Below are 23,576 nucleotides of genomic sequence, written 5' to 3'. Positions count from 1 at the left end.
GTCGCCTTGCGGTTAGCTGCGCGGCGGATCGGCGGGTGCGGCCGCTGCGGGAGACGCGCTCTGCTCGATAGGCAGACGTTCGGCGTCACGGGTGATGCTGCGGGCCATGGAGGTGAAGATGATGCCGTGGAAGGGCACCAGTGACCACCAGTACAGGCGCCCGGCTAGGGAGCGGGGGAAGAAGATCGCACGCTGCACGTAGAGCAGGTGATCCCCGCGCGGTTCGAAGCTGAACTCCAGCCAGGCCCGCCCCGGAACCTTCATCTCGGCGCGCAGGCGCAGCATCCGCTGCTCATCCAGTGCCTCCACCCGCCACCAGTCCACCACGTCTCCCAGGGCCAGGCGGCTGCGGCTGCGCCGGCCGCGGTTCAGGCCCACCCCGCCAACCAGCTTGTCCATGACCCCGCGCAGCTTCCACGCCAACGGCAACGAGTAGTAGCCGTTCTCCCCGCCGAGGCTGGAGATCACCGTGAACAGCTGGCGTGGGGTGGCGGTGGTTTCCCGTTCCCGCCGGTCCACGTACACCCGCCGTCCGGCCCACTGCGGGTCCGAGGGCAGGGATTCACCCGGGGCGGAGACCGGGTGGGCGCTGGCCCAACTGGTTTCCACCGCGTCCGCCTTGATCTTGTCCAGCGCCAGGTGCACGGCCTGCGGGTAGCTGGTCAGCCCCTCGGGCGGGGGAGGGATCAATTCATCAATTGCCCGGGAGCGCACCACGCAGTCGTGCTGCAGGGATTCAACCAGCGGTATGGCCAGGCTGCGCGGGATCGGGGTCACCAGGTTCACCCACTGGGCGGCCAGCCAGGGGGTGAGCACCGGCAGGGCAATGATCTTCGGGCGGCGGATCCCGGCTGCCTGGGCATAGAGCTGCATCAGCTCGGCGTAGCTGTGCGCCTGCGGCCCGCCAATGTCATAGCGTCCGCCCGCCGGTTCGGACAGCTCCGCGGCCCGGGAGAGGTAGTGCAGCGCATCGCGCACCGCGATCGGCTGCACCATGTTGCGCACCCAGCGCGGGGCCGGCATCACCGGCAGCACATCGGTCAGGTGCCGCACCATTTCAAAGCTGGCCGAACCCGAACCGATCACCAGCCCGGCCTGCAGGGTCAGGGTGGGCACGCCACTGGATTCTAGGATGCGCCCCACGTTGACCCGGGAAGATAAATGCCGGCTCAGCTCCCCGTCCGGGTGCAGCCCCGACAGGTAGACCAGCTGGCCCACGCCAGCGTCCCGGGCCGCCCGGGCCATCACCTGGGCGCAGCGCTGCTCCACCTCGGCGAAGTTGGAGGTGGCGGCCATGGAATGCACCAGGTAGTAGCAGGTGTCGGTTCCGGCGCACAGTTCGGCGGCGGCCTGCGGGTCGGTCAGGTCCCCCTGCACGACCTGCACCTGTGAACGCCAGGGCACGTCCCGCAATGATTCGGGATGCCGGGTGAGCACCTTGACCTGGTGCCCGCGCTCCAGCAGCAGCGGCACCAGCCGCCCGCCCAGGTAGCCGCTGGCCCCGGTCACCGCGATGCGGCTCATGACTCGGCCCCCTGCGCACGGGCTGGGATCGGCAGGCGGTCGCGGTGGCGGCGCAGCACCCAGGCCAGCACCACGGAACCAATCACAATGATTCCGCAGGCGGTGTAGGCGGCGATGGCCACCGGCTGGCTGTAGTTGCCCGGCTCCAGCCGGCTGACCCCGATCCAGCCCACGCCCCAGGCCATGGCCAAAGGCATTCCCAGGTGACCGCCGCTGTACCAGGTGGTGCCCAGGGCAATGACCGCCGCGACCGCCAGCAGGGCGATGGCCACCGGCACCGGCCAGTCGGCCCCTTCACCCACGCCCCAGGAGCCGAGCAGGGCCGCGGCGTTCGCGATGGTGGCCACGCTGACCCAGCCCAGGTAGACGCCGAAGAGAACCCAGAGGATCCAGCGTTCGGCGGTGCTCTCGGGCGGGGTGGTGATGAGCAGCAAAAGGATCCGGATCAGCACCAGCAGCAACACCACGATCACCACCAGGCTCACCGGCAGCCAGCCGAACTGCACCACGCCGATCCACAACGCGTTCAGCAGGGCCGAGGCGCTGATCCAGGCCCGGGCCCGGTACTGCAGCCGGGAAGCGCGGGCGGCCGGGAAGAACTGCCAAATGGCATAGACCACCAGGCCCACGTAGACAAGGCTCCAGATGCCGAAGGCCGGCCCGGCCGGGGCCAGGAGGGTCGAATCGGTGTCCAGCCAGCCGTCGGAGGCGTGTTGGATGGGCGTGCCGCCCAGGGCGCCGCTGCCGGCGAACGCCCCGAAGATCGCGACCGCCATCGCAAAGGCGGTGGCGATGGGAACCGCAATTCCCACTGAGTGTTTCCGCATGATTCTGCCTCCTTGTTGATTCCCGTCAATTTGGGATGTGGACTGGACAACCGAACCCATCTCCTCCATGATGTAGATAACTTAGCTAACAATCAACATAGTGAGAGACTCACTCATGGAACTTTCAGGTAATGCGGCCACGGACGCGCTGCGCATCTTCCACGAGCTGGTGGAGCACTGCGACACGGCCGACGCCCTGGCCCGGGAACGTCTGGGGCTGAACTTCACCGACTTCCGCGGCCTGAAGATCCTCAGCGAGCACCCCGGATCCGGTCCCGGCGACCTGGCCCGCTGGCTTGGCATCAGCAGCGCCGCAGCCACCGCGGTGCAGGACCGGCTGGCCGCCCACGGCTACATCACCCTCACCGTCCATCCACGCGACCGCCGCCGCAACGCCATCCACGTCAACGATGCGGTCATCGACCAGGCGTTCTACCTGACCCGCCAACTGATGGGCGAAGCCCGCACCGTCATTGAACAGCTGCCCGCACCAGTGAGCGACGAACTGGTGCAGGGTCTGCTGCAGGTCAGCGAACGCATGCGTGCGGCACTGAACTCCCTACCCACGCCCACCTACCAGCAGCAAAGAGATGAGCCATGACCACCACGCATCCCCACCGCGCCGGTACCCGCAGTGCACCGACCGGCCCGGCCGACAGCGCACTGGACACCCAGATCAGTGCGGAGCTGGACCGGGTGGTGGCCCGCCAGCGGCACCGCGCCGCCAGTTACTCCAGCGCCGGCGCCCAACTGTGGGACCACATTGCCCGCAGCCTGCACGGCGGCAAGCGCACCCGCCCCAAGCTGGTGGACCTGGGCTACCGGGCGTTCGGGGGAACCGACCGGCAGCGCAGCGTGAGCCTGGGGTGCGCCTTCGAACTGCTGCACACTGCGCTGCTGATCCACGATGACGTGATTGACCGGGACTTCATCCGCCGCGGCCAACCCACCCTCAGCGCCCACTACCGCGACCAGGCCGCCGCCCGTGGGCTGCCGGACCCGCAGGCACAGCATGTGGGAGGCTCGGCGGCCATCATTGCCGGGGACCTGCTACTGACCGCCGCGATCCGCCAAACCACCCACGCGACCGCCGGACTGCCGGCGGCCGCGGCGGTGGAGGAGGCCTTCGAACTGGGCATCGCCCAGGCCGGGGCAGGGGAACTGGAGGACCTGCTCTACTCGATGCACATGATCCCGGCCGACACCGTCCAGGTGCTGCGCATGGAGGAACTGAAAACCGCCGGATACTCCTTCCAGCTGCCCCTGCAGTGCGGGGCGCTGCTGGCCGGGGCCAGCCAGCAGGAGGCCGCCGGGCTCGGGGAAATCGGTTGCCGCTTCGGGGTGGCCTACCAGGTCATTGACGACATCCTCGGCTGCTTCGGGGACCCGCGAGCCACCGGAAAATCCGTGGAATCCGACCTGCGCGAGGGCAAGAGCACCGTGTTGACCGCCCTGGCCAGCGAAGACGCCGGCTTTGGCCGCGCCCTGGCCGAATACCGGCAGGGGAACAGCGGCATTGAAGAGGTCCGCCGGGCGCTGCGGGCAAGCGGGGCCGAACAGGTGGCCCGCCGCCTGGCCGCGGACCTGTGCTCCGGTGCCCTGGCCTCCACCCACTTCGCCGCGCTGCCCGAAACCATCCAGGACGAGCTGCGCGCCTACCCGTCCCTGATCCTGGAACGGAGTCTGTAATGCCCCTCCAACCCAGCGCACTGCAGCTGTACACCCGCACCGCCTCACGCAGCGCCCAAACCGTGATTGGGCAGTACTCCACCTCCTTCTCCCTGGCCTGTCGGCTGCTGGACCGGCAGAGCCGGGAACACATTGCCAACATCTATGCGCTGGTCCGGCTCGCCGATGAGGTGGTGGACGGGGTCGCCGTGGAGGCCGGGCTGCCGGCCAGCGAGGTGGCCCGGACCCTGGATGAGCTGGAGAAGGACACCGAGGCGGCGTTGGCCTGCGGCTACAGCACGAACCTGGTGGTTCACGCCTTCGCCTGCAGCGCCCGGCGCCACGGCATCGGGGTGGAGCTGACCCGGCCGTTCTTTGCCTCCATGCGCCAGGACCTGGTGCGCCCCACCCACGATGCACTCTCCCTACAGGACTACATCTACGGTTCAGCCGAGGTGGTTGGCCTGATGTGCCTGAAGGTCTTCCAGGCCATGCCCGGCAGCAAACCGGACCCGGACGGACGGGCGCTGAACGCGGCCCGGCGGCTGGGCGCGGCCTTCCAGAAGGTCAACTTCCTGCGGGACCTGGCCGCCGACAGCCAGGAGCTGGGACGCCAGTACCTGCCCGGAACCCGGCACAGCGAACTGGATGAACCCCGCAAGCAGGCGCTGGTCCAGGACATCGCCGCGGACTTGGCCGCGGCCAGCGAAGGCCTTGACTACCTGGCGCCCCGGGCCGCCCAGGCGGTGCGCATGGCCCACGGGCTGTTCAGCGAACTGAACGCCCGCATTGCCCGCACCCCGGCCAATGAACTGCTGGAGCGCCGGATCTCGGTGCCCGCCGGGCGCAAGGCGCTGATTGCCGCGCGCACCTTCCTGCCCGCCCGTCCCCTCATCCCTACCCGCATCAGGAGCATCGCATGAATCTGCAGCCAATGGACGTGACAGTGATCGGCGGGGGCTTTGCCGGGCTGGCCAGCGCCGGGCTGCTGGCCCGCACCGGGCACCGGGTTACCCTGCTGGAACAGGGGCAGCAGCTGGGCGGCCGGGCCGGGCGGCTGCAGCGCGAGGGCTTCAGCTTTGATACCGGACCCTCCTGGTACCTGATGCCCGAGGTCTTCGAGCACTGGTTCGAGCTCATGGGCAGCAGCACCTCCCAGGCCCTGGATCTGCGCAGCCTGAAAACCTCCTACCGGGTGTTCTTCGAGGACCATGAACCAGAGGACCTGGCCCCGGACACGGCGGGCGACGTGTTCGAACGCCTTGAACCGGGGGCCGGGGAACGCCTGGCCTCCTACCTGCGCCAGGCCTGCGAAAGCTACGACCTGGCCCTGGAGCACTTCCTCTATGATGACTTCGCCCGGGCCAGCAGCCTGCTGGCCACCCCGATCCTCCGTCGCGGCGGCACCCTGCTGCCGCTGCTGGCCCGATCCCTGAAAACCCACACCGCTAAGGCGTTCACCGACCACCGGCTGCGCCAGATCTTGGGCTACCCCGCGGTGTTCCTGGGCAGCAGCCCGCAACGCACCCCAGCGCTCTATCACCTGATGAGCCACCTGGACCTTACCCAGGGGGTGCAGTACCCCATGGGCGGGTTCAGCGCGCTGGTGGACGCCATGGAGCAGCTGGTGCGCACGGCCGGGGTCACCATCATCACCGGCGCCCGCGCCACCGGCATCCACACCGAGGAAGCCGGTGGGGCGGTCAGCGCGGTGCAGTGGGTGGACGGTGCGGGTGCAACGCACCAAAGTCGGGCGCAGGCCGTGGTGGGAGCCGCGGATTTGCACCACCTGGAAAGCGAGCTGCTGCCGCCGAGCCTGCGCAGCCGCACCCAACGGCACTGGCGCAAGGCCGACCCGGGGCCCGGGGCGGTGCTCGCCTGCCTGGGAGTGCGCGGCAAACTGCCGCAGCTGGAGCACCACAACCTGCTGTTCACCCGCGACTGGGATGAGAACTTCGCCCGCATCCACGCCGGGGAACAACTGCAAACCGAAACCAGCATCTACGCCTGCATGCCCAGCGCCACGGATCCCGGGGTGGCGCCGGAAGGGGACGAGAACCTGTTCCTGCTTATTCCCGCTCCGGCCCGCGTGGACTGGGGCCGCGGGGGAGCTGACGGCGAAGGCTCGGTGATGGTGGAGCGGATCGCGGACGCGGCCATTGACCAGCTGGCCAGCTGGGCTGGGATCCAGGGGCTGCGCGAACGCATCGTGGTGCGCCAAACCTATGGGCCGGCCGATTTCGAGGCCACGGTGGGTGCCTGGCGCGGCGGGGCGTTGGGTCTGGCCCACACCCTGGGACAAAGCGCCTTCCTGCGCCCGGCCAACCGCAACCCCAAGGTGCCCGGGCTCTACTACGCCGGCAGCTCGGTGCGCCCCGGCATTGGCATCCCCATGTGCCTGATCAGCGGTGAGCTGGCGGCCAAGGCGGTCAACCGGGTCAACGCCCCGGGCCCCTTGGGCATGGGGCACCTGCACGGCACGGGGGCACTGGGTGACAAGGTGGGTGGCTGATGGTTTACCTGCTGATCTTGTTGGCCCTCATTGGGTGCATGGCGCTGATCGATGCACGCTTCAAGCTGTTTGTCTGCTGCCGTCCCGGCCCCGCCCTAGTCTCCCTGGTGGTGGGCACCGCGATCTTCCTGCTCTGGGATGTGCTGGCCATTGACCAGGGGATCTTCCTGCACCTGGAATCGAAGTGGATGAGCGGGGTGATGGTGGGCGACCAGCTGCCGCTGGAGGAAGTCTTCTTCCTGTTCTTCCTGTGCTACCAGGTGATGATCCTGGTCAACGGCTGGCTGCGGTGGCGGGCCCATGCACGCAAGAAACAACCAGAACCGGTGACGACGGGGGATTATCGGTCATGACTTTTCTGCAAATGGGCTTGTGCTTCGTGGCCGGTTCGCTGGTGTTGTTGATCGGCTCCATGCTGCTGCGCCGCATCCCGGTGCGGCGGATCGCTCCGGCGCTGCTGGTGGCATTGGCGGCGCTGTTCGTGCTCACCGCGATCTTTGACAATGTCATGATCGCCGCCGGCCTCTTCGACTATGGGCAGCACTCCCTGGTCGGGGTGCGCATCGGACGGGCCCCGATAGAAGACTTCCTGTACCCGCTCAGCGCGGTGTTCTTCATGCCGGCGCTGTGGTGGCTCACCGGCGGTACGGCGCCCACCGCCAAACAGATCCACACGCCACAACGGGGGATGGAACAATGACATCCAAACCACGGACCACCGCAGCGTCAGGGATGCCGGCCCGGCACGGAACAACTCCCGGATCACTGGCGGCGGGGGAACCGGCAAGTGCTCAACCAAGAACCCGAAACCTCGCCAACACCCTGAAGGGGCTTGTTGCCACTTCCCGGCCCCTGTCCTGGATCAACACGGCCTACCCGTTCGCCATCGCCTACCTGCTGGCCGGAGGCGGCTTCGACTGGCGCTGGTGGGTGGGCACCGTCTTCTTCCTGATTCCCTACAACCTGGTGATGTACGGGATCAATGACGTCTTTGACTATGAATCCGACATCCGCAACCCGCGCAAGGGAGGCGTGGAAGGCGCCGTGCTGGATCGCTCCCTGCACGCCACCGTGTTGTGGGCGTGCGCGCTGACGGCCTTGCCCTTCCTGGTGGCCCTGGTGCTTGGCGGCGGTGCCCGGGCCAACCTGGTGCTGGGCATATCCATGGCAGCGGTGCTGGCCTACAGTGCCCCGTACCTGCGCTTCAAGGAACGCCCCTTCCTGGATTCACTGACCAGCGCCGTTCATTTTGTCTCCCCGGGCGTTTACGGCTGGGTGCTGGCCGAGGCGTCCATGGACCTCCAACCCCTGGCGGCCTTCGGCGCATTCCTGCTGTGGGGGATGGCCTCCCATGCGCTGGGCGCCATCCAGGACATTGAGCCGGACCGGCAGGCCGGGCTCTCATCGATTGCCACGGTGCTCGGGGCGCGCTGGACCGCCCGGCTGGTGGTCGGGTGGTACGTGCTGGCCGGCCTGTTGCTGCTGGTGCTGCCCGGATCGGCGAAGCTCGCCGGCCTGCTTGCGGTGCCCTATGCGTTGAATGCGCTGCCCTACCTGAACCTGGCGGATCAGGACTCAGCGATCGCCCGCTCCGCGTGGCGAAGGTTCCTGTGGCTGAATTACCTGTGCGGGTTCCTGCTGAGCATGCTGATGATTTACCTCGTTTGGTTCTGGCAGTAAGGCGCTCGCCGGACGCGCCATGGGGAAGAGGACGTGGTGTGCTCCGGCGGCTGTGCCCCGCTGTAACAAGACGGATATGGTGGTGTTTCCAATGATGAAGAGAATGGTGGAAAAGTTCATGGACGTAGTCCTGCTCTCCGAGAGCGGTCAGAGCATTGGCACGGCAGACAAGGCATTGGTGCACACCACCGAGACGCCCCTGCATCTGGCTTTTTCCTGCCACCTGTTCAACTCCGAAGGCCAAGTCCTGGTCACCCGGCGTGCCCTGTCGAAGCTGACCTGGCCCGGTGTGTGGACCAATTCCTTCTGCGGTCACCCACAACCTGCAGAGGACCCATTCGATGCCATTCGCCGGCATGCCCGCCATGAGCTGGGCTGCGAGATCGCGGATCTGACGGTGACGCTGCCCGACTTCCGCTACCGGGCCATGGACGCTTCGGGCATCGTGGAAAACGAAATCTGCCCCGTACATACTGCACGCATCGACAGCGAACTGTCTCCGAATCCGGAAGAGGTCATGGACTGGCAGTGGGTGGACCCTGCCCAATTGGCTGTTGCGGTGCGTGCAACCCCCTGGGCTTTCAGTCCGTGGCTCGTGATGCAGCTGCCGCAACTGCGAGCCTACTCCTAAACGGGGGCAGACCGAGAGCAGGAGCCGACTTCCGAACCAAAAATGAACTCCAAAGTTCCTGCACGTCATAAGCCCTTTTGCGGGCAGACCGGGTGCTCGAACCTGGGGCTCGTGGTCGGCGCGAGAAGTAATGAACCTTTACCGGCGCGCCCGTGGAGCCTAGAGATTACGCAAGATTTGACAATATTTCGTCCACACCCACGACTAACAATTCACCGGTGGAACTGTGTCAACGTGCGTGTTATCTCAGCTTTGGGCTTTGTTGCATCGAAAAGTTAAGCTGAATCTGCGCAATTGGAGATCTGAACGGCACAGCCATTGCCTAATATTCATTATGGGGGCTGTCCGTAGTGGACAGATCATTTCCGCACGACGGAGTTCGCTCCGGGAGGCGGAAAGCTAAACGCACGTGGAAACCACCCTGATCGCTTTGACGTTCATCGTGGTTTCCTCCTACAAATAAATTCTTGGGGAATTTCATGGGGATACATCCAGTACTTTTGAGCGCCTTAAATCGGGGCGCCCAATACCGCGCGGTGCGAAACGGCGAGCACCAGCCCGAGCGGAATCTGCGTCCGGCGATGACGGGGTCACTGACCAGCCCAGTGCTGTGGGTCGCGCCATGACCACTGCGCAGACCAATCAGAAGGAACACTCCGCTGCTGCGCCAAAGGCCGGTGCAAAGATCCGCGTGGCATTAATCGGGGAAGATACCTGCCCGGTCGCAGTGGGCGCGTCGAACACCTGGAATGGGCAGCTGGTCAACGGGCTGCCGGATTACCACTTTGAGATCGTGAAGCTGGTCGGGGACCAGTCCATTCCGGTGAACCTCTCCAAGAGCCCGGCGCGCGTGAGCACCATCCCGGTAGGGGATCCACCATCCCGCGCCCGATTGACCGGACGCAAGGTTGAAGAGCAACGGGTCAAGACCGCCCTGAACGAATTGTGGAACGCTGCCCTGCCGAAACAGGATCCGGAACAGTCCCACATCATGCAGGCCACCAGCGCGCTGAAGGAATTGGCCCGAGGCACCCGCCACCAGCTTGCGGCGACCCTGCACCGGATCAATAGCGCCGCACTGGTTGCCGAAGCGTGGAGCCGCCACCGCAGTAGCCGTCCGGAACTGCCGCACCTGACCACGGCACAGGCCGAACAGGTGGCGCATTACGCAAACCAGTTCCTGGCGGTGCTGGATGTCTCCTGGCCGCAGGTGGATATCTGCCACGTGACCTCGAACGGTCCGGCAGTCTTGGTTGGCCTGGCCCGCTACTGGCGCGACGGCAGCCCGTTGCTGCTGACCGAGCATGGAGTATGCCTGCGCGAACGCTACCAGGGGCTGGAAGATCTTGGCCTGGCGCACCCGGTGCGCACCGCACTGCTGGGGCTGTCCCGGGTGGTCTGCCAGGTGGCCTACGCCGAGGCCGCCAAGCTGCTTCCGGTCAATGAATTCTTGGCCAAGTGGGCCCGGCAGCTCGGGGCGGACAAGCAGCGCATGCATACCGTGCATTACGGGGTGGATGCCGAGGCCTTCCCGGAGATCACCACCGAGCCGGAAGTGCCCACCGTTTCCTTCGTGGGGCCAATTCACCCCTCCATGGACCTGGCCACCATGATCCGCGCCTTTGCCACTGTCACGCAGCGGATCCCGGAGGCCAAGCTGCGGATCTTTGGAAAGATTCCCAAGCAGAAGCGGGAGTACTACCAGCAGCTGACCGCACTGGTGGAGGAACTGAAGCTGGGTAACGCAGTGAGCTTCGAGGACAAGGAACCGAACACCCGCGAAGCCGCTGAGGCAGGGCACCTGGTGGCGCTGTCCTCGGTGTCGCAACGAGTTCCGTCCAGCGTGCTGGAGGCGATGGCCTGCGCCCGCGCCACGATCTCGACCGATGTGGGCGGAACCAGGGAAATCACCGGCCACGACGGACTCTCCGGTGCGCTGGTGCCGCGGCGCAGCCCGGAAGCGCTGGCCAAGGAAATCATCCGGCTGCTGCTCGATGGGCCGGCCCGGCGCCGCATGGGTTTCCGGGCCCGCGAACGGGCCATGGAGAAGTTCCCGCTGGAGTTGTTCCTCAATCGCATGCGTGATGAGTACCGTCAGGTGCTTGCCCCGGCGCCGGTGTCGGCCGCCGCGGTGGTGCAGGGCGGGACGCAGCAGGCCGCGAAGGAGCGCCCGTCCATGACTCAGCACGTGCTGCCGGCCTTGAAGACCGCCGCCCGGCAAGCATAGGGCTCGTCGAGGCAGAGACCCGCACCTCCGGCCAGCTGCCGGAGGCGCGGGTCCTCCCATCAGTGGCCTAGTGGCGCTGCGCTAAGTGAGTTTCCTCAGCATGTTCAGGGCAGATAGGCGGCTCATAGGCCCACTTAGCGAATGCCTATGCGTTTGCGGCGGTCTTCCGAGCCCCGCAGGTCCCGGTTCAGGCGGCGGTCGCCCTGATACAGGATGGTGGCCCAGTCCGTGGTCTCCGGTGTTGCCTGGGGGTGAACCGGCGCGGGCTGTGCCTTGGGCTTGGGTGCGACAAAAAGCCAGGAAATGAGTCCCAGGCCCATGTCCGCCACCGAGTTCTTGATTCCGACATAGGCGCGGATGGCGTAGGCGGCCAGGGTGGCGTTGATCGCCGCGAACACCACGTTGCCCCAGTTCTGGTGCTGCAGATCCCGCCACAGGGTGAACAGTGAGAAGATCACGATCAGGTAGGGGACCAGCACGTGCAGGGCCGGTGCCGCGGTACGGTCACGGACCTTCGGGGTGCGGGCGAATGGGATCTTTTCACCGGTGAATGCCTGCTGGATGGATTTCAGGACCCCGGCGAGGTTCACCGGCAACAGCACCAGGTTGAAGCCATAGATGCGGAAAATATCGCCGAAGCGGTGACCGCAGTCGCGCAGGTCGCTGCCCATGCACAAGAAGTAGGGGATCGCGGCGGCGAAGATCAGGGGGCTGAGCAGGCGGCTGTCATACGGGTAGGCCAGGAGGAAGACCAGGCCGAAGCTGGCCCACGCGATGGAGGACATGTAGTTCACCCGCAACAGCACCTCCCGCAATCCCATGGGACGCCGTTCACGGCGTCGCTCCCGGGCTTGGGTCCAGAGCTTGGGCATGATCAGCAATCCGCCGTTGGCCCAGCGGCGGCGCTGCACCACCAGGGAACCAAAGTCAGGGGGAGTGGCGCTGTAGCTCAGGCGTTCCGGGTAGTTTGACAAGCCCCACCCGTGGGTTCCCAGGTCGATGCTGGACTCGGTGTCCTCGATGACGGTGCGGTCCTGGATGTACGTATAGATCTCATAGCCGCCCACGGTGTTGACCTGGGCAATATCCTGCAGGGCGCGCTTACGGATGACCGCGTTGGCTCCCACCCAGAAGGTGGCGTTGTACTGGGTCATGCCCTGATGCAGGATGTGCTGGATATCGGTGGTCGCCCCGGCGATGCGCTCGATGCGGGTCGGGGCTCCGCGGAAGGAAGAGTACGGAGTCTGGGTGACGGCGATGCGCGAGTTCTCCTCGGATTCCAGGAAGTACACCAGGCGCAGGCAGTAATCACGAAGCAGCAGGGAATCGGCATCCAACGTCAGCAGGTAGGTGCTGTCCGGGACGTGCAGCAGGTTATCGGAAGAGTGCTCCGTTGCCTCGGCTTGCGGTGTCGCCTGCTCCACCAGCACCAGCGCGTCCCCACGCTGTTCTTGACGCCAGGTCTTGCCCATGAGGCTGATGTACGAGTTCAGGTTCATGGCCTTGTTGGCCTCCTGGGAGAGGCTGGCGTAACGCTTGCGCTCGAAGTTGTCCATCTGTGCGGAGAAGATCCGCACCAGGCGCAAGTGCAGCTCTTCCATGCGTTCAAGGTCCGGCGCCGAGTGTTGTGCCGCGGCGGCCTCTAGGGCGAGCAAGGTCAAGCGCAGTTCGCGGGACAGGCCCATGAGCACCGAATCAACGAAGAACTCCTCGACATGGTCGGTGACGGCCTCATTGGCGGCCATGGAGTCCAGCCACTCGGCGGACCAACGGTAGGTGGCAATCAGCGCCGGCAACAGTGCTTCGGGGCTGGCGTCCTGGGCGCGGGCGGAACGAAACGCCTGTAATTCCCTGCGGGTGTGGGCGGCCGGCTCGGCCAACGCGGTGGCGATTTGCCCGCTCAGCGCCCGCGTGGCGTCCAGGCGCTCTCGCACCGCGGGATCGGCGGGGTGCGGATTGTCGTCAATCAGCAGCACAACCCGCAGCTGCGGGAATTCCTGCAGGGCCGCGGACCAGAGCGTGGCACGTACGACCGCCGGTTCCTCGGCATAGCTGGGTACCAGGACCGTAATCCCCTCGGTGTGTTCCCGAAAGTGCCGGTCCAGCTCTCCGCGCGGAACCCGCTGGTGGGCGGCGAACCGGTTCAGGGCTCCCTGGCGTGCCGTGAGGTACATCAGGGCAGAGAAGGTCAGGAACGTCACCACAATCAGATACAGCACCGCTTCGAACTGGAACCGGAAGCCGGCCCCGGGATTGTTCGCCAGCTGGCGCAGGATGGTGGTGATGACATAGGCAACCCAGGACAGCACGGTCACCACAATGGCCACGCGTCCCCATGCCAGCTTCGCCTTGGAAGGGGTCGGATGGACGATGGACAAGGGCTCGGAGCGTTTCTCCGACCCCCATTGCCGTCGCCGGCTTTCGGTCGCTTGAGCCGTGGTGTGCTTGCCTGCGCCCATGCAGGTTTCCTCCCAGAAGATGCGGAATGACCGGACGCTGCCGCACCGCCGCGCGGGCGGAAAAATCTGCGGGAAAAGCCGGTCCCTAGAAGCGGGATGCCCCGGGGCATCCAATTAGCATAATTCTAAACTACAGCCTTAAGATGTCCTTAAGGCCGTGTACTGTCAGTGGTCACCCAGGAAGCTGGTCTGGCCAGGGGCGCCGCGGTTTTGCGCCTCATCTTCATCTCTCTTCACGTCCTGTGATTCCTAAAGGGGAACCCATGGCAATTCAGTTCCAGGGCCGCCGGCTTTCCGTGTTTCGCCTGTTGATCGTGCTGCTCGTGATTGCCGGGCTGGTGGCCGGTTCCCTGGCGCTGTGGTTCCGGGCCAAGGACCGTGCCGCGGCGGCGGGCAGCGACCAGTGGTTCGGAGCGTACGTGGACTCCACGTCCACCCCGTTCTATGACATTGGGGGAACCGTGGCACAGGGGGAACGCGTCGTGCTGGGGTTCATCGTCGCCGATCCGGATGAAGCGTGCGCCCCTTCCTGGGGAGGCTTCTACTCAATGGACGAGGCCGCGGACACTTTTGACCTGGACCGCAAAGTGGCGCGGGTGAAGGACTCCGGCGGAGAAGTGGTGATTTCCACCGGCGGTTTGCTCAACGACGAACTGGCCAGCGCATGTCAGGACGAGGGGAAGATTACTTCCGCCTACAAGTCTTTGTTGGAACGTTACGAATCCACCACCGTGGATTTGGACATCGAAGCCGATGACCTGACCAATGTTGCGGGCGGGAAGCGACGGGCAGCGGCGGTGGCGCAGCTGCAGCAGCAAATCCAGGTCGAGGTGTGGTTGACCCTTCCCGCCGCCACGTTCGGCCTTGCCCCCGAGGGCCTGGCCGAGGTGAACCGGATGCTGGACGCCGGCGTCGATCTTGCTGGCGTCAATCTAATGACCATGAACTTCGGGCAGACCCGCCAGGAGGGGGACTCCATGGCGCAGGCCTCGATCCAAGCGGCCGAAAGCGCGCGCGGCCAGCTGTCTGCCGCCTACCGTGAGCATGGCCAGCAGCTGGGGGAGCAGAGCCTGTGGCGCAAAATCGGGGTTACCCCGATGATTGGCCAGAATGACCTGCTCGGGGAGGTCTTCGACCTGCAGGATGCCAAGGACCTGAACGATTTCGTCAAGGAAAAAGGCCTGGGGCGTGTCTCCTTCTGGTCCGCCAACCGCGACTACTCCTGCGGGGACAACTTCCCGGATCCGACCCGGGTATCCAACAACTGCAGCGGCGTGACGCAGGAGGAGCGGCAGTTCGCCAAGCTCCTCTCCGACGGGCTGGGACACGGGGCGGATTCGGCACCGGTCCCGGAAGCTGCACCAAGCCCGGAACCGGCCCCGGTGGAAACCGCGATCACCGATGACCCGGCCACCAGCCCGTACCCGATTTGGAATGAGAGCGCCGCCTACGTCGAGGGCGATCGCACCGTGTGGCGCAAAAACGTGTACGAGGCCAAGTGGTGGACGCAGGGCACGGCTCCGGACGCCCCCGCCGCCGAGGGGCAGCCTTCGCCATGGCAATTGGTCGGTCCGGTTCTGCCGGGTGACAAGCCGGCGCCGGTGGTCACTGCCCCCAAGGGCCTCTATCCAGAGTGGGCTGCCGATGCGGTCTACACCAAGGGTGACCGCGTGCTGTTCGAAGGGCGCGTCATGCAGGCCAAGTGGTGGAATTCAACCCAATCGCCGCAGGCCGCGCTGGAAGGCGCCGCGGAATCGCCATGGGACGTGCTGGACAACGCGACGGTGCAGAAACTCATTCAGGAGCAAGGCACCAAGGAACAGGAGCCCAAGAAGCAGGAAAAGGGTCAGGAATCCGCGACGCCGTCGGTCAGCGCTTCTGCCTCGAAGTAGGGCAGCTTACCGGCGGCTGTGTTCCGCCTCCAGCGCTTGGCGCTTAGTACCCAAGATGGGCGAGCGCCTCGTCCATGGTGGTGACGTACTTGCCAATCGGCGAATCGCGTAAATCGGAGAGCATAAATCCCGAGAGCACCTGATCCACATGGTTTTGCCCCAGCAACGCCACACGGCTCGTGGGACGGGATTTGGCCACTTCGGTGGAAACATCGGGACACACGTCGGACAGTCCACCGATCACCGCGATCACCTTGATCTCATCGGCCGTGTGCAGCTTGCGGAGCTCTGCGGAGATTTCCGCCAGCATGGGAACCGTGAGGACCGAGCCCTCCTTGAAGGTCAGGACGTGATATCCCCGTTCCTCCCAGTTTAAATCCCAGTGTTCATGGCTGGATTCAGGTAGGACTGCAGTCTCAGTGATCATCGTTCCCCCGACATTCTGATCAGTAATCCCTGCGGTCACCTCGATGCGAGTGGGGTGAGCGGAGGGCAACAAAAGCTGTTCTCAACGCGAGTCTACCTAAAGATAACGCAAATGCTAGCTTGCGAAGCTAGGGATTTAGGATTAAATCGAAGGGTACGGTCCCGGACGGCCAAACAGGAATCCCTGAAGGCAGTGGGCTCCTAGGGTGCGCAGCACGGCGGCTTCGGCCTCGGTTTCCACGCCCTCCACGATGCACTCCAAGCCACACGCCACCGCCAGGTCCAACACGGCCTGCATGACGGCCCGCTGCTTGGGGTCGCTGTCCACTCCGATGGTGATGGAACGGTCGACTTTCACACCGGCCACCGGCAATTTGCTGAGATAACCGAAGGACGAATAGCCCGCACCGAAGTCATCAATGAAGACCCGAACCCCCAATTCTCGAAGGGCCCGCAGTGAATACAGCTCCGGGCGATCCCCGGAGATGTAGCGTTCCTCGGTCACCTCGATGACCAGGCACTCGGGCGGGATTTCGTGTTCACGCAACTTCTGGGTGACCTTGTCCGAGAAGGCAAGATCCGTCAGCTCCGAGGGGGTCACGTTGACTTGGACGCGGAAGTCCTCGGAGACCCGCTGTCCTCGCCGCCACTGTCCCAGGTCGGCCAGTGCACAATCCAGCAGCCGGGTGGTGAGCTGGCTGAGCAAGCCTGATTCGGCCGCCAGCGGCAGGAAGTCCGCCGGGGAGAGCTCGCCCAATTCGGGGTGTTCCCACCGGGCCAGGGCTTCGACCCCGACTTCGGCGCCGTCCTCCACCGAGATCACCGTTTGGTAGGCCGGGTGGATTTGCCCGCTGGCCAGGGCCGTGCGCAGCTCCGTGCTCAGCAAGGCCTTGCGGTGCCGTTCGTAGAGCATGAAGTCCTCGAACTGCTGGACCTTTTCCTTCGGATCCCGTTTGGCGACGTACATGGCGGTGTCAGCGCACTCCAGCCATTGTTCCGCGGTGAGTGATTCGTGGCCCACGCAGAACCCGATGCTGCCGCCCGGAGTGATGTTTGCCGGGCCGACTTCCACCGGTTCACGCAGTACCTGAAGCAGGCGCTGACCCATCGTCTTGGCTGCCGAGGCATCCACGCGAGCCAGGATGGCGAATTCATCTCCACCCAGCCGGGTCGCCAAATCTCCTGGACGCACGCTCTGACGCAGCCGGGTTGCCACTTCCTGCAGCACCCGGTCTCCGGCGTTGTGTCCGTGGATGTCGTTGATGGGCTTGAAGTCATCCAGGTCAATCAGGAACAACGTGCTGACCGGTTCGGCGCGATGTGCCGCATCCAGCTGTGAGGCGAGTTCGCGCATCAGGGCGGCCCGGTTGGCCAGGGACGTGAGCGGATCGGTGTAGGCCAGCACCTCCATTTTGTCCCTCGCGGACTCCAGCAGGTGGGTCCGCTGGCGCACCCGCTGCTCCAGCTCCTCATAGGTGCCTGAGAGGCGATTGGCCATGGCCTTGATCCCCACCATGATCGCGTCGATGTCATCACGCTGTTGGCTGGGCCGCAGGGAGACAGCGAAGTCTCCACCGGCAATTTTCAGGATCGAGTCAACGATGTCCTGGATCCGCGGATCCATTTCGGCGTGCGTCACGAACCGTCCTTTCCTGCCTGCTGCGCCTGGTGGCGTTTGTGCTGCGCTGCCTTCGGCTCCCCGGCCTGCTCCAGCAGCTGCGCCCACCAGGAGAAAAGGGGAACCAAATGCTCAGGTGCACCACTATAACGGGAGGTGAAATCCTCCAGAATGGCCATGGCGCGGGCAGGGTCGCCCTGGACCGCGGCGGCGCGAGAACGTGTCAGACACAGGCCGGCGTGGTCCAGGTCGCCGGCCTCGATGAGTCCAAAGGCCAGCTCGGCCCGCTGCAGGCAATCCTGGACTTGTTCGTTTAGGATCCCGGCCTGAAGTCGTAGTTCGGCGGTGGCCCGGTTGAAGCGCGCCCAGAGGACCATGTCCTGGGCCGGGACCAATAGTTCCGCGGCGCGCTGGTGGTAGTGCACTCCCAAATCCGGTTCGCAGACCATGAAGGCCAGGTTGCCCAGCGTCCAATACGCCTTGCCCTGCTCCTGTCCGTCGGCAACAAGATGCAGCGAGCCTGCCAGGTGCTGGTGCAGTTGCCATGCTTCATCTGGGTGCCCGGCTTCTACCAGTGCGGCCAACAGCACCTGGTAGAGCTGGACCCGTACCGGAGACTGATCGTCCAGTTCACGCACCAGGCATTGGGCCTGGCGGGCAAGGGACAGTGCGTTGGCGTCATCACCCACGCAGCGCCGTGCGGTTGACTGGGCCAGCAGCGCCTTGATGGTCAGGTCGGTGCGGTTCAGCTGCCCGGCGGTTTGTTTCATCTGATCCGCTACCCGGCACATCAGTTCGTAGTCATCCACGGCGTGGGCGGCCGAACACAGGGCCTCCTGCACCAGCCAATAACTTGACGCTTCGGTCTTCGGATCTAATTGGGCCAGTACCTGGGGGCCTTGGAGGGTGACCTTCTCATGTTCGCCATCGCGTGCGGCACGCAGTACCTCGGCGACCTTTAGTTGGGCGGCTGAGCCGTGACGAAAATGATCCACTGCATCAGTATCGCATCAGATGCGTTTAATTGTGCAGATTCCTTGTTCTCATTCTCAGGCTTCACTAGGCTTTACCTTGGCTCGTTGCGCTTCGGCAGGAGCCGCGGCACGAGCCGCGCATTTCGAGAAGGGTACTGCCCGTGAAGAACGTCAAGAAACTCATCGCACTGGCCGCCGCGGCCATGGCCCTGGTGGTCGGTGTCAGCGTCAGTTCCGCCTCCCAGGGGGATACCACCGCCGGTGGTCTGTGGCCGTACAGCCACGGGATCAGCACCCCGGCAGGCGGCCTCTGGCCCTACTAATAACGACGACGGTAGATACTGCGGAATACGCCATATTCCGATGGATCGCCGACCAACTGTCGACCGGCCGCTGAGTTCCAACCCCGGAACTTGGCGGCCGGTGCCGGTTTGGAGCCAAATACCATCGCACGCCTAACGAGTCAGCAGGTGTTGCATAAGACTTGCCGGGGGTTAGTCGGCGAGAGAAAGTAAAAAAGTGGGCTGGGACCCGAGGTTGTGTATGAGCGGATACGCAAAACTCCCTGCTCCTCGGGATCACCGGCGGGTCAGGGAGTTTTGCAGGAAAGTAGGGGAGCCGATGGCAGGTGTTGATTCACCGCCGCCGACTTTTCTTTGGCTGAGTGATGAGCCGGTGGGTTACACGAAGTTCTCGGTGCCCTCGATGGTGTTCATGAAATGGTGCATGAACTCGGCGAAGTCCGCCGCGTCCGATTCCTGATCCAACTCCACGCTCTGCACCACGGCATCATCCAGATGCAGGTCCACGTTCGGGTGTGCATCCACATTGAAGCGGAACACCCGGCCGGTGGAGGTGGCGATCTCATAGCCTCCGTCATTGACCAGCGCGAGCTGGTTGACGTTCGTGTTGTTGATCGTGATCGCGTCCTCGGCGGCCCTCAGGTCTGCCGGATCGATGGGGGCGAGCACCAATTCTGCCGGTTGGCGCCGATACCCGATGACCTTCAATCCGCCGCTGCCGGCCAGTCCCACCGCCGCGACCAGGTTGTAGCTGGCGAAGTTGGGGATCTGTGCATCAAACGCCTCATGCAGCAGGCGCTTGACGGTGTCGGTCGGATTCTCGTCTGGGCGTGTGTCCATGACTCACACTCTACTAAGAATGCTGAACAAAATGATCAATGAGCGCTTTTGGCGAAATGTGTCATTGTCGCGTCACGGGTTGTCCAATTGGTCATATTGACTTCTAGAATCTTTTTCATGAGCCAGGAAACGACCCCAGATATCAAACCACGCTCCCGCGCGGTGACCGATGGTATCCATGCCGCTCCCGCCCGGGGCATGCTCCGCGCCGTGGGCATGGGTGATGAGGACTTTGCCAAGCCCCAGATCGGTATCGCCAGCTCGTGGAACGAAATTACCCCGTGCAACCTTTCGCTGAACCGTTTGGCCCAGGGTGCCAAGGAAGGCGTCCACGCCGGTGGCGGCTTCCCGATGCAGTTCGGCACCATCTCCGTCTCGGACGGCATCTCCATGGGACACGAGGGAATGCACTTCTCGCTGGTCTCGCGTGAAGTGATTGCCGACTCGGTGGAAACCGTGATGATGGCCGAGCGCCTGGACGGCTCGGTCCTGCTGGCCGGTTGTGACAAGTCCCTGCCCGGCATGCTGATGGCCGCGGCCCGCCTGAACCTGGCTTCCGTATTCCTTTACGCTGGCTCCATCATGCCCGGCTGGGTGAAGCTGGAAGACGGTACGGAGAAGGACGTCACCCTGATTGACGCGTTCGAGGCCGTTGGCGCCTGCGCGGCAGGGAAGATGAGCGAAAAGGACCTGGACGCCATCGAACGGGCCATCTGCCCGGGCGAAGGCGCGTGCGGCGGCATGTACACCGCCAACACCATGGCCTCCATCGGTGAGGCCCTGGGCATGTCCCTGCCCGGTTCCGCCGCCCCGCCGTCGGCGGACCGCCGCCGCGATATGTTCGCCCACCGCTCCGGTGAGGCCGTCGTGGAGATGCTGCGCAAGGGCATCCGCGCCCGCGACATCCTGACCAAGGAGGCCTTCGAGAACGCGATCGCCGTGACCATGGCGTTCGGCGGCTCCACCAACGCGGTGCTGCACCTGCTGGCCATCGCCCGCGAGGCCGAAGTGGATCTGACCCTGGATGACTTCAACCGGATCGGTGACAAGGTTCCGCACCTGGCCGACCTGAAGCCCTTCGGCCGCTACGTGATGAACGACCTGGACCGTATCGGCGGTGTCCCGGTGGTCATGAAGGCGCTGCTGGATGCCGGGCTGCTGCACGGGGACTGCCTGACCGTCACCGGCAAGACCGTGGCCGAGAACCTGGCTCACATCGCCCCGCCGGATCCGGACGGCAAGATCCTGCGCGCCATGGACAACCCGATCCACAAGACCGGTGGGGTGACCATCCTGCATGGTTCGCTGGCTCCCGAGGGTGCGGTGGTGAAGTCCGCCGGCTTCGACGCCGACGTCTTCGAGGGCACCGCCCGCGTCTTCGAACGCGAACAGGGCGCCCTGGACGCCCTGGACAAGGGTGAGCTGAAGGCCGGGGATGTGGTGGTCATCCGCTACGAGGGCCCCAAGGGCGGACCAGGCATGCGCGAGATGCTGGCCATCACCGGCGCCATCAAGGGCGCCGGGCTGGGCAAGGACGTGCTGCTGTTGACCGATGGGCGCTTCTCCGGAGGCACCACCGGGCTGTGCATCGGCCACGTGGCCCCCGAGGCCGTGGACGGCGGACCGATTGCGTTCGTCAAGGACGGGGACAAGATCCGCGTGGACATCGAGGCCCGCAGCTTCGACCTGCTGGTGGATCCGCAGGAGCTTGAGGCCCGCAAGGTCGGCTGGGAGCCGCTGCCGGCCAAGTTCACCACCGGTGTGCTGGCCAAGTACGCCAAGCTGGTCAACTCGGCCTCCACCGGCGCATTCTGCGGCTGAAACACTTCGGTGTGAAGCGGTGGGTGGACACCCGCAGTGTCCACCCATCGAACATCCGTCTCATATCTTGAGATCGACGGAGAGTCGTGTTGATCTTTCAGATGAGTTGGACAAAACTGGGTATATGCAAACAACCACCAGTGTTCTACTAGTTATCAGGCGCGGAGCCTGAAACTTGATCTGTCCTAGACAGATCACCTGGTGACGCGCACAGCCCCCTTTCGTCAGTTGCTGACGGCCGCGGGGCGTTTTTTATGCGCAGATGAAGAGATAGATCAGGAAGGATCCCGATGAGCAACGGAAAACCTGCCAATCCGGCTACGGTTGCCAAGTCATTGAACCGCAGCAAGGATGCCACCGCTGTCTCTTCCGTCGTGGAGGCTTCGAACCCGGTCCAGGGTCCGAACAACATTGTCGCTCCCACGCAGATGACGGGCTCACAAGCCATCGTCCGCTCATTGGAAGAACTGGGCGTCAAGGACGTCTTCGGATTACCCGGTGGGGCCATCCTTCCCACCTATGATCCGCTCATGGACTCAACCAAGCTCAACCACATCTTGGTCCGCCATGAACAGGGTGCCGGCCATGCCGCACAGGGTTACGCCATGGTCACCGGGGAAGTGGGCGTATGCATCGCCACCTCCGGCCCGGGCGCAACCAACCTCGTCACCGCACTGGCCGATGCCAACATGGACTCGGTCCCGATGGTGGCAATCACCGGACAGGTGAACAGCGCCTTCATTGGCTCTGACGCGTTCCAGGAAGCCGACATTGTCGGCATCACGATGCCCATCACCAAGCACGCCTTCTTGGTGACCAAGGCCGAGGACATCCCGCAGGTGCTGGCCAGCGCCTTCTACCTGGCCCAGAGCGGACGCCCGGGCCCGGTGCTGGTGGACATCACCAAGGACGCGCAGACCGCGCAGACCGAGTTCTCCTGGCCGCCCAAGATCGACCTGCCCGGCTACCGGGTGGTCACCAAGGGCCACAACAAGCAGCTGCGCGAGGCCGCCAAGCTGATCGCCGCGGCCACCCGTCCGGTGCTCTACGTGGGCGGCGGGGTCATCAAGGCCGACGCCCACCAGGAACTGAAGGAATTCGCCGAGTACATCGGTGCTCCGGTGGTCACCACCCTGACCGCCCGCGGCGCCTTCCCGGACTCGCATGAACAGCATGTGGGCATGCCCGGCATGCACGGGGCCGTTTCGGCGGTCACCGCGCTGCAGCAGTCCGACCTGCTGATCACCCTGGGTGCGCGCTTCGATGACCGGGTCACCGGGGTGCTGCACACCTTCGCCCCGTACGCGAAGGTGATCCACGCCGACATCGATCCGGCCGAGATCTCCAAGAACCGCACCGCGGACGTGCCGATTGTCGGTTCGCTGGATGAGATCATCCCGCAGCTGCATGCCGCCTGCCGCACCCGGTTTGAGACCGACCCACAGCAGGACTTGAAGCCCTGGTGGGATCTGCTCAACCGCCTGCGCGACACCTACCCGATCGGCTGGACCGAAACCCATGACGGGCTCACCGCCCCGCAAAAGGTCATCGAACGCATCGGGGCCCTGACCGGCCCGGAGGGCGTGTTCGTGGCCGGGGTGGGCCAGCACCAGATGTGGGCCGCCCAGTTCGTGAAGTACGAGCGCCCGCGCTCCTGGCTGAACTCGGCCGGCCTGGGCACCATGGGCTACTCGGTGCCCGCCGCTATGGGCGCCAAGGTGGCCCAGCCCGAGCGCGTGGTCTGGGCGATTGACGGGGACGGCTGCTTCCAGATGACCAACCAGGAGCTGGCGACCTGCGTGATCAACCAGATCCCGATCAAGGTCGCGGTGATCAACAACTCCTCGCTGGGCATGGTCCGCCAATGGCAGACCCTGTTCTACGATGCGCGGTATTCGAACACCGACTTGAACACCGGCCACGGCACCGCCCGGATCCCGGACTTCGTGAAGCTGGCGGACGCCTACGGTTGTGTGGGCCTGCGCTGCGAACGCGATGAGGACATTGACGCGACCATCCAGAAGGCGTTGGAAATCAATGACCGCCCGGTGGTCATCGACTTTGTGGTTTCCGCCGACTCCATGGTCTGGCCGATGGTGCCGTCCGGGGTCAGCAATGACCAGATCCAGATTGCCCGGGGCATGACCCCGGAATGGGAAGAGGAGGACTAGGAAA

20 protein-coding genes are annotated in these 23,576 nt (G+C 64.8%); 13 read left to right on the top strand and 7 right to left on the bottom strand.

Going from position 1 to position 23,576, the window contains the following annotated elements; genetic code table 11:
- Nucleotides 1-12: 12 nt before the first annotated feature.
- Both RCJ92_RS01760 and RCJ92_RS01755 read right to left on the bottom strand, forming a co-directional pair.
- On the bottom strand, nucleotides 13-1,524 hold the full coding sequence (locus tag RCJ92_RS01760; protein WP_446753586.1) for an SDR family oxidoreductase: 1,512 nt from the start codon (nucleotides 1,522-1,524) through the stop codon (nucleotides 13-15).
- Nucleotides 1,521-2,351, bottom strand: a complete 831-nt coding sequence (locus RCJ92_RS01755) for a tryptophan-rich sensory protein (protein WP_446753585.1) — start codon at nucleotides 2,349-2,351, stop codon at nucleotides 1,521-1,523. The genes RCJ92_RS01760 and RCJ92_RS01755 overlap by 4 nt, the downstream gene beginning before the upstream one ends.
- Nucleotides 2,352-2,451: 100 nt before the next feature.
- Between RCJ92_RS01755 and RCJ92_RS01750 the strand changes: the two genes are divergently transcribed.
- The 9 genes from RCJ92_RS01750 (at nucleotide 2,452) to pelF (ending at nucleotide 11,069) form a co-directional block, all read left to right on the top strand.
- Nucleotides 2,452-2,952: a MarR family winged helix-turn-helix transcriptional regulator gene (locus RCJ92_RS01750; RefSeq protein WP_421015302.1), complete on the top strand. Its 501-nt coding sequence runs from the start codon at nucleotides 2,452-2,454 to the stop codon at nucleotides 2,950-2,952.
- Complete coding sequence (locus tag RCJ92_RS01745) at nucleotides 2,949-4,040, top strand: polyprenyl synthetase family protein (RefSeq protein ID WP_446753584.1); 1,092 nt, start codon at nucleotides 2,949-2,951, stop codon at nucleotides 4,038-4,040. The genes RCJ92_RS01750 and RCJ92_RS01745 overlap by 4 nt, the downstream gene beginning before the upstream one ends.
- On the top strand, nucleotides 4,040-4,942 hold the full coding sequence (locus tag RCJ92_RS01740) for a phytoene/squalene synthase family protein (protein WP_138178400.1): 903 nt from the start codon (nucleotides 4,040-4,042) through the stop codon (nucleotides 4,940-4,942). Before RCJ92_RS01745 ends, RCJ92_RS01740 begins: the two co-directional genes overlap by 1 nt.
- Nucleotides 4,939-6,531 (top strand): phytoene desaturase family protein, encoded by a 1,593-nt coding sequence (gene crtI, locus RCJ92_RS01735; protein ID WP_446753583.1) that lies wholly within the window; start codon nucleotides 4,939-4,941, stop codon nucleotides 6,529-6,531. The genes RCJ92_RS01740 and crtI overlap by 4 nt, the downstream gene beginning before the upstream one ends.
- The gene (locus RCJ92_RS01730; RefSeq protein WP_343833431.1) at nucleotides 6,531-6,884 is read left to right on the top strand and encodes a lycopene cyclase domain-containing protein; all 354 of its coding nucleotides are present in this window, start codon (nucleotides 6,531-6,533) and stop codon (nucleotides 6,882-6,884) included. Before crtI ends, RCJ92_RS01730 begins: the two co-directional genes overlap by 1 nt.
- The gene (locus RCJ92_RS01725; protein ID WP_446753582.1) at nucleotides 6,881-7,231 is read left to right on the top strand and encodes a lycopene cyclase domain-containing protein; all 351 of its coding nucleotides are present in this window, start codon (nucleotides 6,881-6,883) and stop codon (nucleotides 7,229-7,231) included. The genes RCJ92_RS01730 and RCJ92_RS01725 overlap by 4 nt, the downstream gene beginning before the upstream one ends.
- A complete protein-coding gene (locus RCJ92_RS01720) occupies nucleotides 7,228-8,211 on the top strand; it encodes a prenyltransferase (protein WP_446753581.1) in 984 nt (327 codons plus the stop codon). Before RCJ92_RS01725 ends, RCJ92_RS01720 begins: the two co-directional genes overlap by 4 nt.
- Nucleotides 8,212-8,314: 103 nt before the next feature.
- Nucleotides 8,315-8,842, top strand: a complete 528-nt coding sequence (idi, locus tag RCJ92_RS01715) for an isopentenyl-diphosphate Delta-isomerase (protein ID WP_396278320.1) — start codon at nucleotides 8,315-8,317, stop codon at nucleotides 8,840-8,842.
- A 622-nt stretch (nucleotides 8,843-9,464) separates the two neighbouring features.
- Nucleotides 9,465-11,069 (top strand): GT4 family glycosyltransferase PelF, encoded by a 1,605-nt coding sequence (gene pelF / locus RCJ92_RS01710; protein WP_446753580.1) that lies wholly within the window; start codon nucleotides 9,465-9,467, stop codon nucleotides 11,067-11,069.
- Nucleotides 11,070-11,203: 134 nt separating this feature from the next.
- On the opposite strand, the gene RCJ92_RS01705 is transcribed toward pelF, so the two are convergent.
- Entirely contained in the window at nucleotides 11,204-13,528 is a 2,325-nt protein-coding gene (locus RCJ92_RS01705; RefSeq protein WP_446753579.1) for a glycosyltransferase family 2 protein, read from the bottom strand.
- A 263-nt stretch (nucleotides 13,529-13,791) separates the two neighbouring features.
- On the opposite strand from RCJ92_RS01705, the gene RCJ92_RS01700 reads away from it, so the two are divergent.
- Entirely contained in the window at nucleotides 13,792-15,420 is a 1,629-nt protein-coding gene (locus RCJ92_RS01700) for a chitinase (protein WP_446753578.1), read from the top strand.
- Between the two features lie 43 nt (nucleotides 15,421-15,463).
- Here RCJ92_RS01700 and RCJ92_RS01695 read toward each other — a convergent pair whose 3' ends face one another.
- The 3 genes from RCJ92_RS01695 to RCJ92_RS01685 all read right to left on the bottom strand — a co-directional run bounded on the left by RCJ92_RS01695 (nucleotide 15,464) and on the right by RCJ92_RS01685 (nucleotide 18,459).
- On the bottom strand, nucleotides 15,464-15,847 hold the full coding sequence (locus RCJ92_RS01695) for a hypothetical protein (RefSeq protein ID WP_138178393.1): 384 nt from the start codon (nucleotides 15,845-15,847) through the stop codon (nucleotides 15,464-15,466).
- Between the two features lie 141 nt (nucleotides 15,848-15,988).
- Entirely contained in the window at nucleotides 15,989-17,485 is a 1,497-nt protein-coding gene (locus RCJ92_RS01690) for a putative bifunctional diguanylate cyclase/phosphodiesterase (RefSeq protein ID WP_138178213.1), read from the bottom strand.
- A complete protein-coding gene (locus RCJ92_RS01685; protein WP_446753577.1) occupies nucleotides 17,482-18,459 on the bottom strand; it encodes a hypothetical protein in 978 nt (325 codons plus the stop codon). Before RCJ92_RS01685 ends, RCJ92_RS01690 begins: the two co-directional genes overlap by 4 nt.
- Nucleotides 18,460-18,599: 140 nt before the next feature.
- On the opposite strand from RCJ92_RS01685, the gene RCJ92_RS01680 reads away from it, so the two are divergent.
- Nucleotides 18,600-18,761 (top strand): hypothetical protein, encoded by a 162-nt coding sequence (locus tag RCJ92_RS01680; protein WP_171021268.1) that lies wholly within the window; start codon nucleotides 18,600-18,602, stop codon nucleotides 18,759-18,761.
- A gap of 357 nt (nucleotides 18,762-19,118) precedes the next feature.
- Here the strand turns inward: RCJ92_RS01680 and RCJ92_RS01675 are convergent, their stop codons facing one another.
- Nucleotides 19,119-19,580, bottom strand: coding sequence for a hypothetical protein (locus RCJ92_RS01675; RefSeq protein WP_054821021.1), 462 nt, complete (start codon nucleotides 19,578-19,580; stop codon nucleotides 19,119-19,121).
- A gap of 117 nt (nucleotides 19,581-19,697) precedes the next feature.
- Between RCJ92_RS01675 and ilvD the strand changes: the two genes are divergently transcribed.
- Together ilvD and RCJ92_RS01665 are read left to right on the top strand one after the other, a co-directional pair.
- Nucleotides 19,698-21,401: a dihydroxy-acid dehydratase gene (ilvD, locus tag RCJ92_RS01670; protein WP_343833442.1), complete on the top strand. Its 1,704-nt coding sequence runs from the start codon at nucleotides 19,698-19,700 to the stop codon at nucleotides 21,399-21,401.
- Between the two features lie 290 nt (nucleotides 21,402-21,691).
- On the top strand, nucleotides 21,692-23,572 hold the full coding sequence (locus tag RCJ92_RS01665; protein ID WP_138178219.1) for an acetolactate synthase large subunit: 1,881 nt from the start codon (nucleotides 21,692-21,694) through the stop codon (nucleotides 23,570-23,572).
- Nucleotides 23,573-23,576: the final 4 nt, after the last annotated feature.

The sequence above is a fragment of the Glutamicibacter sp. BSL13 genome (assembly GCF_052928425.1).
Note: the sequence above shows the minus strand (reverse complement) of the source record. Positions and strands in the feature narration are given on the sequence as shown.